This is a genomic window from Arthrobacter silviterrae, assembly GCF_011045165.1.
GTDB lineage: Bacteria > Actinomycetota > Actinomycetes > Actinomycetales > Micrococcaceae > Specibacter > Specibacter silviterrae.
Window position 1 is genome coordinate 20,764 of sequence record NZ_JAAKZI010000019.1, and the last position, 13,630, is coordinate 34,393.

General features: G+C 66.8%; 13 protein-coding genes. 7 read left to right on the forward strand and 6 right to left on the reverse strand.

Going from position 1 to position 13,630, the window contains the following annotated elements; translation table 11 throughout:
• Positions 1-216 precede the first annotated feature (216 nt).
• Both G6N77_RS20140 and G6N77_RS11595 read left to right on the forward strand, forming a co-directional pair.
• Entirely contained in the window at positions 217-1,380 is a 1,164-nt protein-coding gene (locus tag G6N77_RS20140) for a hypothetical protein (protein ID WP_165182328.1), read from the forward strand.
• A gap of 531 nt (positions 1,381-1,911) precedes the next feature.
• On the forward strand, positions 1,912-4,020 hold the full coding sequence (locus tag G6N77_RS11595) for a phosphocholine-specific phospholipase C (RefSeq protein WP_165182329.1): 2,109 nt from the start codon (positions 1,912-1,914) through the stop codon (positions 4,018-4,020).
• A gap of 162 nt (positions 4,021-4,182) precedes the next feature.
• Here the strand turns inward: G6N77_RS11595 and G6N77_RS11600 are convergent, their stop codons facing one another.
• The 3 genes from G6N77_RS11600 to G6N77_RS11610 all read right to left on the reverse strand — a co-directional run bounded on the left by G6N77_RS11600 (position 4,183) and on the right by G6N77_RS11610 (position 6,724).
• Positions 4,183-4,425, reverse strand: coding sequence for a DUF2630 family protein (locus G6N77_RS11600; protein ID WP_165182330.1), 243 nt, complete (start codon positions 4,423-4,425; stop codon positions 4,183-4,185).
• Positions 4,426-4,487: 62 nt separating this feature from the next.
• Positions 4,488-5,525 (reverse strand): sugar phosphate isomerase/epimerase family protein, encoded by a 1,038-nt coding sequence (locus tag G6N77_RS11605; protein ID WP_165182331.1) that lies wholly within the window; start codon positions 5,523-5,525, stop codon positions 4,488-4,490.
• A complete protein-coding gene (locus G6N77_RS11610; RefSeq protein WP_165182332.1) occupies positions 5,522-6,724 on the reverse strand; it encodes a Gfo/Idh/MocA family protein in 1,203 nt (400 codons plus the stop codon). Before G6N77_RS11610 ends, G6N77_RS11605 begins: the two co-directional genes overlap by 4 nt.
• A gap of 162 nt (positions 6,725-6,886) precedes the next feature.
• Between G6N77_RS11610 and G6N77_RS11615 the strand changes: the two genes are divergently transcribed.
• The 3 genes from G6N77_RS11615 (at position 6,887) to G6N77_RS11625 (ending at position 10,122) form a co-directional block, all read left to right on the forward strand.
• Entirely contained in the window at positions 6,887-7,900 is a 1,014-nt protein-coding gene (locus tag G6N77_RS11615; protein WP_165182333.1) for a LacI family DNA-binding transcriptional regulator, read from the forward strand.
• Between the two features lie 273 nt (positions 7,901-8,173).
• Positions 8,174-9,175 carry a substrate-binding domain-containing protein gene (locus G6N77_RS11620; RefSeq protein ID WP_306986873.1) on the forward strand — a complete coding sequence of 334 codons (1,002 nt, stop codon included), beginning with the start codon at positions 8,174-8,176 and terminating at the stop codon, positions 9,173-9,175.
• 182 nt (positions 9,176-9,357) lie between these two features.
• Positions 9,358-10,122 carry a C1 family peptidase gene (locus G6N77_RS11625; protein ID WP_165182334.1) on the forward strand — a complete coding sequence of 255 codons (765 nt, stop codon included), beginning with the start codon at positions 9,358-9,360 and terminating at the stop codon, positions 10,120-10,122.
• Here the strand turns inward: G6N77_RS11625 and G6N77_RS11630 are convergent.
• Complete coding sequence (locus G6N77_RS11630; protein ID WP_165182335.1) at positions 10,073-10,459, reverse strand: hypothetical protein; 387 nt, start codon at positions 10,457-10,459, stop codon at positions 10,073-10,075. The two genes, G6N77_RS11625 and G6N77_RS11630, sit on opposite strands and share 50 nt — an antisense overlap.
• A gap of 186 nt (positions 10,460-10,645) precedes the next feature.
• Between G6N77_RS11630 and G6N77_RS11635 the strand changes: the two genes are divergently transcribed.
• On the forward strand, positions 10,646-11,086 hold the full coding sequence (locus G6N77_RS11635) for an SRPBCC family protein (protein WP_165182336.1): 441 nt from the start codon (positions 10,646-10,648) through the stop codon (positions 11,084-11,086).
• On the opposite strand, the gene G6N77_RS11640 is transcribed toward G6N77_RS11635, so the two are convergent.
• Together G6N77_RS11640 and G6N77_RS11645 are read right to left on the reverse strand one after the other, a co-directional pair.
• Complete coding sequence (locus G6N77_RS11640) at positions 11,083-12,297, reverse strand: RNA polymerase sigma factor (RefSeq protein ID WP_165182384.1); 1,215 nt, start codon at positions 12,295-12,297, stop codon at positions 11,083-11,085. The two genes, G6N77_RS11635 and G6N77_RS11640, sit on opposite strands and share 4 nt — an antisense overlap.
• Positions 12,298-12,367: 70 nt before the next feature.
• The gene (locus G6N77_RS11645) at positions 12,368-12,787 is read right to left on the reverse strand and encodes a YciI family protein (RefSeq protein WP_165182337.1); all 420 of its coding nucleotides are present in this window, start codon (positions 12,785-12,787) and stop codon (positions 12,368-12,370) included.
• Between the two features lie 233 nt (positions 12,788-13,020).
• On the opposite strand from G6N77_RS11645, the gene G6N77_RS11650 reads away from it, so the two are divergent.
• Positions 13,021-13,575 carry a cysteine hydrolase family protein gene (locus G6N77_RS11650; RefSeq protein ID WP_165182338.1) on the forward strand — a complete coding sequence of 185 codons (555 nt, stop codon included), beginning with the start codon at positions 13,021-13,023 and terminating at the stop codon, positions 13,573-13,575.
• Positions 13,576-13,630 lie beyond the last annotated feature (55 nt).

Here is a 13,630-nt window from a genome sequence, read left to right on the forward strand (position 1 = left end):
ATCAGGATCTATAGTCCGTATCGGCATCCATGGGGCCATTGGGACCGTTCCACAGGGGCGCGGGCCGGGCTCACGGCGTAGGCGAAGGGCGCTCCGCCTGACAATTTCTCCCGTTCACCTTCGCGTTGGGCGCAGTTTCCCCAGTTCAGCACGGACTCCCAGACGGCGGTCATAACTTTCAAAGGCAAGCTATTTCCGAACCGAAGGATATTACCCATGCCTGCCATGCCCCACTTCAAGCGCACCTCCCTGGTCCTGATCGGCGTCTGCCTGACCGCCGCCGCCACCTCCGCCGCGCTGCCCGCCTCCGCCGCCAACAAACCCGAGGCCCCCAAGACCACCGGCTACACGGTGAAGTCGTTCCCCGCCGTCGGCGCGGAGACCGGCCCTGACGACATCACACGCCTGGGCAATTCGGTGTACGTTTCCTTCCAAAACGGCGTGGGCCCCCTGGGCGAGGCCGCCAAGTCCGGTGCCACCGAGAGCACCATCCAGCAGTACGGCCTGGACGGCAAGCCCGGCAAGTCCTGGCAGGTGAGCGGCAAGGTGGACGGACTCACCGCCGACCCCGCCCACCACCGCCTGCTGCTGACCGCCAACGAGGACGGCAACTCCTCCTTCGCCACTCTCTCCCCCGGGGCGGCCGTGCCGCTGGCCCGCTACAGCTACTCCGGCCTGACCCATGGCGGCGGCACGGATGCGATCACGCTCCGGCACGGCAAGATCGTTGTCAGCGCCTCCGCCCCGAGCGACTCCACCGGCCCTGCCGCCTACTCGGTCTCCCTGCAAGGCACGACGGCGGCGCTGACGCCCCTGTTCGCCGACAACGCCACCGCCACGATCGCGAACGGCCCGAACGCCGGATCGACCACCACCCTGGCCCTGACCGACCCGGACTCCAACACCATGGTTCCGCGCTCGGCGCCGCGCTTCAAGAACGCGTTCATGCTGGACGCCCAGGGCGACCAGCAATTGATCTTCGCCGCCAACCTCGGCAAGGCCGGCCAGAGCCTTCAGGTGCTCAACGTGGCCCAGCCGCTTGACGACACGGCCTTTGCGGCCCGGGCCAATGAAACGCTGTGGATCACCGACCCGTCCGCCAACGCTGTGTACTCCGTGACCGGACCCTTCAAGGCGGGCCAGGCCGTTTCCACAGTGGCCCCCGACGCCGGCGCCAACTCGCTGAACACTCTGGACCTCACCACCGGTGCGCTGACACCCATCCCGGAATTGGCGGCCATCCACCCCAAGGGCCTGATGTTCACCTCCTCCCGCGACGACAACCACGACGGCGGCCACGGGCACGGCGACCAGAGCGGGCAGGACGGCCACGGCGGCCACGGCGGCCAGCGCCAGGACGCAGCCGACTCGCAGAACTAGCCACGCGGGGCAGGCAACTGACCCAAAGTAATGGCCGGAGCCCCGGGGAGGCTCCGGCCATTTTCGTGTTTACGGTGGTTTGCTGCAGCTGCCAGTGGCCGCCCTTCGCCCCGCCGAAGTTGGAGATAACCACGCCTCCACCTGTCGAGATTGGAGATCACCACCGATCCCATCGTTGAAGTTCGAGATAATCCCCCACAAGGAGTTGGGGTTTATCTCGAATCTCGATGGGGCGAGAAGTGGTTATCTCCAACTTCAACGATCAGCGGGGAGTCGGGGAGATTCCCAGCCAGCGGCCTTGACTCAAGCACGACGGCGGCCGCCCCGCCACCCAACCCGCCTCACCTGGGCTTCCCGGCGGTGATGTCCACAGCGCTTTCCACGGGGCTTCCCGACGGTGATGCCCACAGCGTTCCGACAGGCCTTTCCCACAGCGTTCATCCCATGTCCCACCAGGCTTCATGGGCTGTTTTAATCCGGCTGGGACCATAGCTTTGCCAGACCAGCAATCACGAGAAATGAGACCAACGGATGATTTCCGCAAACCGCCGCCAGTTCCTTGGGGGCGTTGCAGCCGCAGCAGCCTCCATGGCCCTGCCCGCCTCGATCAGCCGGGCCGTTGCCGCCGAGCCGGACGTGCGCACCGGCACCATCAACGACATCGAGCATGTGGTGGTCCTCATGCAGGAGAACCGCTCCTTTGACCACTACTTCGGCACCATGAGCGGTGTGCGCGGCTTCGGCGACCCCCGGCCGTGGATCCTGCCCAATGGCGACACCGTCTGGCACCAGCCGCCTGCCACTGTGCAGACCTCTCGCTACCACGCCCGCGGCTTGCCCTCCGACGCCGCCCATGTGCTGCCGTTCCCGCTGAACTCCGAGCGGACCAGCGAAAACATTGCCGGCACCGACCACGGCTGGAGCAGCGGCCACCTGGCCTGGAACGACGGCCGCTGGGACCAGTGGGTCAACCAAAAGCAGGATGTGCTGACCATGGCGTACCTGACGGAAAAAGAAAACAGCTTCCACCGTGCCCTGGCTGACAACTTCACCATTTGCGACGCCTATTTTGCCTCGGTCCACGCAGACACCGCCCCGAACCGGATCGCACTGTGGACGGGAACCATTGACCCGCAAAACCGGATGGGCGCCAAGCCCAACGGGCCCGGCCTGGGCGAACGGAACGTCACCAACGGCTACACGTGGACCACCTATGCGGAGCGGCTGCAAAACGCGGGCGTCAGCTGGCGCGTGTACCAGGGCGGCACCGGGGTCCCGGGCCAGCCAACGGACAATTACACCGACAACTCCCTGGAATTCTTTGCCAATTTCCAGAAGGCACAGGGCGCCAGCGGACCGTTGGTGGACAACGGCGCCTCCACCCACACGCTCGCCGAACTGAAGCAGAACGTGCTGGACGGGACGCTGCCGGCCGTCAGCTGGGTTGTTTCGCCCTACAAGTACAGCGAGCACCCCTCGGCCTCCCCCACGGACGGCGCCTACTACATTGACACCGTCCTGGACGCGCTCACCACGGATCCGAAGGTCTGGGCCAAGACGGCGCTGATCCTTAACTATGACGAGAATGACGGCTTCTTCGACCACGTGGTCCCACCCATGCCGCCCGTGCAGAACCGCCCAGGCACTGACGGCCTGGTTTCGGATTCCCTGGCCGCCAGCCTGGCCGATGAAATCCTCGACCTTGACCTGCACCCGGGCGAGGCACACCCGCTGGTTCCCGGAGCCGACCCCCTCGGCAAGCAGCCCATCGGCCTGGGGCCGCGCGTGCCGCTGGTGGTGGTTTCGCCCTGGAGCAAGGGCGGCTGGGTGTGCTCTGAAGTGTTTGACCACACCTCCGTCATCCGCTTCCTGGAACAGCGCTTCCTTGTGGCCGAGCCCAACATCAGCACCTGGCGGCGCTCCGTGGTGGGCGACCTGACCTCCGCTTTCGACTTCTCCCGCACGCAGGCCAACTTCACCGCCATCGCGGCCCCGGCCCCGATCAAGGGCCTGGGCCAGCCGTTCTCCGTCCAGGACCCGCAGTCCATGCCGCTCCAGGATCCGGGCACCCGGCCGGCGCGGCCCCTGCCCTACCGCTTCGGCGTGGACTTGGTGCGCCTCAGTGGCACCGAGCTGCAACTGGAATTCGCCAACCACGGCACCGCCGGGGCGCCGTTCCACGTCCGCAACGGCCTGGCCCCGCAGGATGCGCCGCGCCGCTACCAGGTGGCCGCGGCCGACACCGTCAGGGATTCCTGGGCCGGCGGTCCGGACTACCAGCTGGGCGTGTGGGGTGCCAACGGCTACCTCGCCGAGTTCAAGGGTTCCCTGGCCGGAGAGCCTGAGGTGCAGGCCGGGATGGAAGACGGCGGCACCCGGCTGGTGCTGGTGAATGCGGGCAGCCGCCCGCGCAAGCTGCACATCAGCAATTCCTACAGCACCGACAAGGCGCGCAAGGTGGTTGTCCCCCCGCGCAAGACTGTGGTGAAGGACATTGACTTCGGTGCCAGCCACGGCTGGTTCGACGTATCCATCACGGATGAGGACGCGCCCGCGTATTTCCGCCGCTTCGCCGGCCACGTTGAGGACGGCAAGCCAAGTTTCAGCGACCCCGCCATGGCGGGCGGCCAGGCCGGGTAGCGCGGCTGCCAGGGACGTACCGCCGGTGCCGCAGTGACCCTAACCTGGGCCGCTGCGGCACTGAGGTTTAACTCCCCCGCGGGCTGCGCGGGCTGTACCGGCTTTGCTTCACGGCCGTCCAAATCAAAGTGGACGGGCCGCGGACCTGGAAGTCGAGGGAGGCTATTGCCTGTACCCCTCAACTTCGTCGGCCGAACGCAGCTGGGCGCCGTCGGGGCTTTCACCGGCATGGACCCGGGCCTGGCGCTGGCGGAGCAGGTCCCAGCACTGGTCCAGCTGGACCTCAATGGACTGCAGCTTCGCCGCCCGCCCCGCCAAGTCCGCCTGGTCCGGAGCGGATTCCCTCAGCTCCTGTTCAGCCTTGACCAGTTCCTCGATCTTGTGATGCACCTGGTAGTCGTCCATGCCGCATCTCCCTGCCGTATTCCGGGCCGCTGCCCGGAGCGCTTGTGCTGTCGAGACTTACGTTAGTGCGCTTTCGCACCCGCGGCGAGACCTGGGGCAAGCGATTCGGCCAGGCCGGCATCGGCATCCAGCAGGACCTTCGCCGCCACCTGGAGCCCCTCGATGCGGCCCAGCTCAACATCCTCGTGTTCGATGTTGACCAACATCTCCGGGTCCACCTCATGCAGTGCCCGCAGGAACTCCGTCCAGAACGCCGTGTCATGGCCTTTCCCGAGGGCAACAAAGTCCCAGGCAGCATCCTTGGGCCACTCGTTGGCCCATTCGTCCCCGCCCAAGTTGGTCCGGGCTTCGTCCGCCCCCAGCCGCCGGAAGCGGTTGTCGAGGACGCCGTAGATGGCGGCGGCGGGGTTGATGCGGACGTCCTTTGCCGCGGCGTGGAACACCAGGGGCCCCAGGTCGCGGACCACGGCTACCGGGTCCATCTGCTGCCAGAAGAGGTGCGAGGCATCCAACTCGACGCCCACATGCGTGGCACCGCTCAGTTCCACCAGCTTGAGGATGTCGGCCGGGTTGAAGACCAGGTTTTGCGGGTGCAGTTCAAGGGCCACCTTGACGTCCAGCTCGCGGGCCAGCCGGTCTGTCTCCCGCCAGAAGTCCGCCGCAATCCCCCACTGGTAGTCCAGCACGTCCAGCGCCGCCGAGTTCCACGCGTTGACTATCCAGTTGGGTCGGGTGGCCCCGGGCTCGCCCCCGGGCAGCCCGGACATGGTCACCACGCGGTGCTGGCCCAGGCGGTTGGCCAGGCGGATGGAGCGCCGGATGTCTTCGGCATGCTTTTCCCCAATGGCGCGGTTGGGGTGCAGCGGGTTGCCGTTGCAGTTCAGCCCGGCAATGGCCACGCCCGTCCCCTCAAAGAGGGCCAGGAAGTCGTCGCGCGCGGCGTCGCTTTCCAGGATCGCGTCAAAGCTCGGAATGTGGACGGCAGGCAGGAAGCCGCCGGAGTTGAGCTCAATGCCCGTCAGACCCAGGTCCCGGACCACCGTGAGGGCCTCGGGGAGGGTGCGGTCATGCAGGACCGCGTTGTAGACGCCCAGTTTCATGCTGCAGCCAGCTTTCCTGCACCGACGGCGACGGCGCTGCCGCCGGCCTGGGCGGACCGGGCCACGGCGTCGAGGAGTTCCATGTTGTGGACGCCGTCGTCGAACGTTGCATTGCGCGGCAGGGCATCAGGACCGTCAAAGCCGGCCACCTCTTCCAGGAAGGCCCTGGCCTGGTAGCCGAAGGCGTCATTCTGGCCGAACCCGACGCTGGGGGCGTCCATGGCGAGGCCGCCGCCTATGTACGGGTGTTCGGGGCCCAGGATCACCTGGCGGTAGCCGCGCTGCGATGAGGCGCCCTCGTTGAGGAACAAGCTGATTTCGGAAGGGCGGCGCTGGTCAAAGGTGGCGGCACCGTTCTCACAGAATACCTCGAAGATCAGGCTGTTGGCGTGGCCGGCGGCAACGCGGGACACCTCAAAGCTGCCCACACCCTGGTCAAACGTGGCGGAAAAGGCGGCGTAGTCGTCATTCTCGACCGCCTCGAAGGTGTCGCTGACGGCTGCATGGTCGTGACCCATGACGGCGCCCAGCGGCAGGGGCCGTTCGCCGATGACCGTGCTGAGCTGGCCGCCGTCGACGGAGCGGACGTCGCCGCACAGGAATTCGGCAACATAGGCCAGGTGGCTGCCGACATCGGCCAGGGCGCCCGACCCGGCCGTGCCCTTGTAGCGCCAGCTCATCGGCGCCTGCGGGCTGGAGCCGTAGTCCGTCCAGTAGCGACCGCTGAAATGCAGCACCTTGCCAAGGACCCCGGACTGGATGAGGTTGCGAATGTAGGCAATGCCGGGGGTGCGGCGGAAGGTGTAGCCGATCCGGGCAACGGAACTGGCGTTGCGCGCGGCGTCCGCCATGGCCCGGGCATCGGCCAGCGTGTCGCTGAGCGGCTTCTCGCAGAGCACGTGCTTGCCCGCGGCGAGGAGCCCCTCGACCACCTCCCGGTGGAGGGAGTTGGCGATGACCACGCTGACCACGTCGATGTCGTCCGCCGCGGCGATGGCCTGCCAGGAGGTGTCGGACCGTTCATAGCCGAAGCGCCGGGCGGCGAGGCTGCCAAATTCTGCATTGACGTCGCCAATGGACACCAGCCGCACGGGCGGCAGCACCGGGCTGTACAGGGTGGAGGCGGCGCGGTACGCCGCAGCGTGCGCCTTTCCTGCCATGCCGGCACCGATGACGGCCACGCCTAAACTTTGGGGCATTGGGATTCTCCTTGTGGATTCCAGCCGTTGCTCGGCTGTGTTGACGATTATTTGGAGCGCTACAAATTGTGTTGATTCAGTCAGATTAGTTTCATCCATTTGTCCTGTCAATAGGGCACGGTGGCGGTAGTCTCAGATGTCAGTGACGAAAGGATTTCCACCATGGCCTCCAAAGCTTCCAAGGCGCGGCGCCCCACCATCTCCGACGTTGCCCGGCACGCGGGCGTGTCCACGTCCCTGGTGTCCCTGGTGCTGCAGGGCTCCCCGCTGGTCCGGGAGCCCAAGCGCGCTGCGGTGGATGCTGCCATCAAGGAGCTGGGCTACCGCCCCAGCCGGGCGGCTGCCACCTTGGCAGGGGGCGCCAGCAAGACAATCGGCCTGATCATCGACGACTACCGCAACCTGTGGTTTGTCGAGCTGCTCCACGGCCTGCAGGCCGAGCTGGAGCAGCACGGCTACCACGTCACGGTGGTGGATTCGCCGGGCGACGAAACGCCCGGAAACGGGCCCATCGACCAGCTGCTGTCCCTGCGGGTTGACGGAATCGTGGTGGCCATGGACCCCCGCGATTCCATGCTGCCGGCCACGTGGGCGCCCACGGTTGTTGCCGGGTGGCGGGACCGCATCCCCGACGGGGCCGACCTTGTTGCCAACGACGACAACGCCGGCGGGCGGCTGGCAGCGGGACACCTGCTGGACCTGGGCCACACCCGCATCGCCCACCTGACCGGATCGGGCGGCGCTGCAGCGCACCGCCGGGCCGGCTTCCTCCTGCGGTGCGCCGAAGCCGGCCTGCCGGTGCGCCTGTGGGGCGAGGGGCACGGCACCAGCGAGGAGGACGGCTACCAGGCCGCCCGCGCACTCATGGAGCACTTCCCGGACACCACGGCAATCTTCGCCGCCAACGACATCATGGCGGTGGGGGCGCTGGCCGCACTGCGGGAGCGGGGGCTGCAGGCGCCCCGGGACGTTTCCGTCCTCGGCTACGACAACTCACCGCTGGCCATGTCCCGCTACCTTGACCTGAGTTCCATTGACGCCAAGAGCGGTGACGTGGGCATCGGCGCGGCACGGGCACTTTTGGCCCGCATGGAGGAATCCTCGCGCCCGCTGCTGCGCACGCTGATCCAGCCCGAGCTGGCCCCCCGGGGCACCACGGCGGCCGTGAGCCCCTGAGCCGGGCGCCGCCGTCGTTCTTGGCATTTGCTGGGCCTCGGGCCACGGGTCGAATTTGGAGCGTTGCAAATAATTTCCTAAAAAGCCTTGTGGATGCCCGTGGGGGCACGTACAGTTTTTCTCACGCCAGCACTTTGTCTTGACAACTTGTCTTGAATAGCTGATGTGCGGCGCCGGCCCACCCCACGGCCTCAACAGTCCCTGCCTGGACGCTGCGAGTTCCCAGCGAAAACAGCGTCCAAGGGCAGTCCCACACATCAAAGGAGATCAATTGTGAGGAAGTTTTCATGGCGCATGGCGGCAATGGCGGCCGCAGTGGTGCCAATGCTGGCGCTGAGCGCCTGTTCCAGCACGGGCGGCCGCCCAGCCACCTCGTCCGCAGCAGGGGGCGGCGGGCAGGTGGCCACCACGCCTCGACTGAAGATTGCCCTGATCACCCACGCCCCGGCCGGTGACACGTTTTGGGACATTGTCCGCAAGGGGGCCCAGGAGGCCGCCGACAAGGACAACGTCACCCTGCTTTACACCTCGGACACCGACGCCGGAAAGCAGTCTCAGCTGGTGCAGCAGGCCATCGACCAGAAAGTGGACGGCATTGCCGTCACCCTGGCCACGCCGGATGCACTCAAGGGCGTGCTGAAGAAGGCCGAGGATGCGGGCATTCCCGTGGTCAGCCTGAACTCCGGCGAAGACGTTTTCAAGAGCCTGGGGGCCTTCACCCACTTTGGCTCGGATGAGAACGTGGCCGGCGCCGCAGTGGGTGCCCGGCTGGCGGCGGAGGGTGTCAAGCACCCCATCTGCGTGATCCAGGCGCAGGGCAATGTAGGGCTGGAGGCCCGGTGTGCCGGTGTCAAGACCAAGGTTCCCGGCACCGAAATCCTCTACGTGCAGGGCACGGACATGAGCCAGGTCGACTCCACCGTGACGGCGAAGCTGCAGGCCGATTCCAACGCGGACGCCATCATCGGCCTGGGGGCGCCCATCACGCTCACCATTGTCAAGGACGTCACCAGCCTGAACCTGCAGGACAAGGTCAAGGTGGCCTCCTTCGACCTGAACGCAACCCTCGCCCAGTCGATCATTGACGGCAAGGTGCAGTTCACAGTGGACCAGCAGCCGTGGCTGCAGGGCTATGACTCCATCGACGCGCTCTGGCAGTACAAGCGAGGCGGATTCAAGGTGGGCGGCGGGCTTCCCGTGCTGACCGGGCCGTCCATCATTGACAAGAACAACGCGCCCGCCGTGCTTGCCTTTGCCAAGGAAGGCATCCGCTAGCATGGTCCGGCCCGGGGCCGCGCGCCATGCCCGGCCCCGGGCCCGGCTGTCGCCGCCAAGTTCGCGCCGGCCCCCTTGACAATGTCCCCTTGACAAGGCTCCTGCCCGGGAGGAATCTCGTGACTAACCATGCTGCTGCAAGGCCCGCCCGGACCACGGCATGGGCAAGGAGGCACAGCATCATGGCCAGAACCAACTCCCGGTACGGATGGGTCCCCGACCTTCCCGACCAGCGCGACTACCACTTTGCGGCACCGGCGGCCGTGCAGGCCAGCCTGCCGCCCGCCGTCGACCTGACAGCGAACTGCCCGCCTGTCTACGACCAGGGGCAGCTGGGCTCCTGCACCGGCAACGGCGTGGCCGGGGTGCTCCAGTTTGACGCCCTGAAGGAGGGCCTGGCGGACACGTCCACGCCGTCGCGCCTGTTCATCTACTACAACGAGCGCGTCATTGAAGGCACCGTCAAGTCCGATTCCGGCGCCCAGATCCGCGACGGCATCAAGACGGTGGCCGCGGCGGGCGCCTGCGATGAAACGCTCTGGCCGTACGACATTGCCAAGTTTGCCACCAAGCCCAAGGCGGCCTGCTACACGGCTGCCAAGAAGCACAGGGCCATCGTGTATTCACGAGTCGGCCAAACGCTCAGCCAAATGAAGGGCTGCCTGGCCGCGGGGTACCCCATCGTGTTTGGCTTCACCGTTTACGACAGCTTCGAAAGCCCCGACGTGGCCAAGACCGGCGTGGTCCCCATGCCGGCCGCCGGCGAAGCGGTCCTGGGCGGGCACTGCGTGGTGGCCGTGGGATACGACGATTCCAGCCAGCGCTTTACCATCCGCAACTCGTGGGGCAACGGCTGGGGCAAGGCCGGCTACGCCACCATGCCCTACGCCTACCTGCTCAGCACGTCACTGGCCAGCGACTTCTGGACTGTCCGCTCCACGTCGTGACCTGGCCGGGCCGTTCCGCCCGCAGGGACTGGCGACGGCGGCACCCCCCGGGTGCCGCCCCCTCCCGGGTGCCGCAGCCGGCCGCGGCCACCACAACTAGGTCGGTGGTCTGCTGGTCGACCAGCTTGAGAGTTCCCGTCCTGGCGCACACGATCCACGCCATCGCCACGGACGGCAGGGTTCGGCTCACAATTCCAGCCGCCTCAAGCCGGCCCCCGCGCCAGGACTCGATGGTGTCGCCGACGCGCAGCCCCCGGGGCTGGCGGATGGTCGGTCCTGCCTCGAGCGGCGTTGCCTGAAGTTCGGTCACGGTGCGGTCCCTTCCTGTGCTGCCCATGGCTCTAATCCTGCCGGAAGGCACAGTGCACGGTAAGGGGAAAGGTGGGCCTGTCCATCCTAGGATCCCCAGGTCCGGCCCCCGGACGACAGCATGGCGGAAGTGTCACTAAAGTAATACCCATCACATTAAACAGCGGGTTGCATCGCAACCGCGAGCGGCCCAGGAAAGATCGGAAGCACCACCATGGACAAGTCCATGCGCATCAGCTTTGTGGTTGACCAGACCCCGCAACAGGCCTTCTCGGCCATCAACAACGTCCGTGGCTGGTGGACGGGGGACATCGAGGGAGGCACCGAGAAGCTTGGCGACGAATTCACCTACCGCGTTCCGGATATCCACTACTCCAAGTTCCGCATCACCGAGCTCAGCCCTTCAAGCCGCGTGGCCTGGCTGGTTCTCGACAGCCAGCTGACCTTCGCCGAAAATAAGGAGGAATGGACCGGGACCACCGTGACGTTCGACGTTGCCGAGCAGGACGGCCGCACGCTGGTGACATTCACGCACGAGGGCCTGGTCCCGGACTTCGAGTGCTACGACAGGTGCGAATCCGCCTGGGGCGGGTACATCAACGGCAATCTCAAGACGCTGATCGGCCAGCAAGCCCAGGCGTGGCCCGCTCGCTAAACCCGGCCCACGCCGTCGAGCTTGTCCTGGAGCACGGCACGTTCGGCATCATTGCCGCACAGGCCGATGGCCCTCGAAAGCTCGGCCCGGGCTTCCCCAATGCGCCCCAGGCGCAGGAGCAGTTCACCGCGGATGGACGGCAACAGGTGCGTTTCCGCCAGCCAGCCGCGGGCGTCGATCGCGTCAAGCACGCCAAGCCCGGCTTCCGGGCCGGAAGCCATCGCCACCGCCACCGCCACAGCACGGTTGAGTTCAATGACGGGCGACGGGGCCAGCTTCCCCAAGGCCCCGTACAGTGCAACAATCCGCGGCCAGTCAGTCTCTTTCACCGACCGGGCCACGGCATGGCATTCGGCAATGGAGGCCTGCAGCCCGTAAACGCCCAGGCCTCGGCCGGCGGCCACGTCCTGGGCAAGCGCGGCCCGGCCGCGGCGGATGGCCGACTGGTCCCACAGCCGCCGGTCCTGGTCCTCCAGCAGCACCGGCCGGCCTGCGGCATCCAGCCGGGCCGGAAACCTGGCCGTGGTCAGTTCCATCAGCGCCAGCAGCCCGAACACTTCAGGTTGCGGGACCAGCCGGACCAGCACGCGGGCCAGCCGGCGGGCCTCCGAGGCCAGGCTGGTGCGGATCCACTCCGGGCCGCCGGACGCGTAGGACCCTTCAGTAAAAATCAGGTAGACCACTTGGAGCACGGAGCCCAGCCGCGCGGCACGTTCCTCCGGCGGGGGCACGGCGAAAGGGACGTTTGCCGCGGCCAGCGCCTTCTTCGCCCTCGTGATGCGGGCCTGGATGGTGGGTTGCGGGACCAGGAACGCCTTGGCGATCTCGGCTGTGCTGAGGCCGCCCACCACGCGAAGCGTCAGGGCAATCCCCGCCTCCCTGGCCAGGACGGGGTGGCAGGAGACAAACATCAGCGCGAGGATGTCGTCGTCGACCGCTTCAGGGTCAAACAAGGCGTCCGGTCCCGGCGTTTCGCCGTCGAGCCCGCGGGCCAGCAGCGCGTAGCGTTCGTCCCGCGCGGCCCGGCGCCGGAAGGTGTCTATCGCCCGACGGCGGCCCACCGTCAGCAGCCACCCCGCGGGCTGGGCGGGCACCCCGTCCACTGACCAGGAAACCAGGGCCTCGGCCAGCGCCTCCTGGGCCAGGTCCTCCGCCAGCGGGAAATCACCCGTGTAGCGGGCCAGGGCGCCGACGATGCGGGCGGACTCCATACGCCACACCGCCTCGACGGCGCCCCGGGCCTCATTCACAGCCGTTCCCGCCCTGCATTTCCATGGCGGATCAGAGCTGCCCTGTCTGTTCGCGCCAGGCGCGTTCCTTCTGGATCCACTCGTTGTCCTGCGGGAACTCGTCGATGGTGGGCACCCGGCGGATTTCGGCCTTGCTCCCCTGCATGTAGGGTGCCCGCTTGGCCCATTCCACGGCTTCCTGGATTGAGGCAACGTCAATGATGTAGTAGCCGTTGAACAGTTCCTTCGTTTCCCCGTAGGGCCCGTCGGTGACGACGGGAACCTCCCCCGTGAAGTCGACCACCACTCCCTCTGCCGGATCGGCAAGGCCCTCGGCGGCAAGCAGGACCCCGGCCCTGATCATTTCGTCCGTGAACTTGCCCATCGCGTTCATGATGTCGGTGAAGTCGATGTCCTGGAACTTTGCCATTGACGCATCGCTCGGGCGCCAGATCAGCATGTACTTTGCCATGATGCACTCCTTGGTTGTGGAAGGCCGCCTCTCGACCTTCTCACCCATTGGTCGAATGGCGCGAGGGGAAATCGACAACGGCCCAAAAAATTTTCGGCTGCCCGGTCCCGCCCGACGCCGGCAGCTGGAGGCTGCGAAGTCACTGCAAGCTTGCGGCCATGGTGCCTGTCAGTGGTCCCGGTTAGTCTGGAAATCTGAAAGCAATCCAGCTCCACCGACCAGGGAGAAGCACCATGACCACACTTGCGGACCGGCCCAACACGGCATTGATTGTCATCGACGTCCAAAACGGCGTGGTGGACGGGGCCCTTGGGCGAGACGCCGTCGTCGCCAACATCCAAGCGCTGGTTGAGAAGGCCCGTGGCGAGGGCGTTCCAGTGGTCTGGGTCCAGCACTCGGATGAGGAACTGCAAGAGGGCAGCGAAGCTTGGAAGTACGTGCCGGAGCTGGTCCGCCGGGAACCGGAGGCGCTGGTCCACAAGTCCTATGGGGACTCGTTCGAAGGGACGAACCTGGAGGACGTGCTGGCCCGCGCCGGCGTAGGCCGGCTGGTGGTGGCCGGCGCCGAAACGGACGCTTGTATCCGTTCCACCATCCACGGCGCGTTCACGCGCGGCTACGACGTGACGCTCGTGGGTGATGCCCACACGGCCGGGGACAAGACCGCCTGGGGAGCCCCGCCGGTGGAGGCAGTCATTGCGCACACAAACCTGTATTGGCAGTACCAGGACGCGCCCGGCCGCACGGCAGCCGTCACGCCGGCCATGGACGTCGATTTCAAGGGTTGATTCGCACCGCGTGGTACGGCGGCCCGATGACCGGTCCTGCCGCCGGCATGGCGGG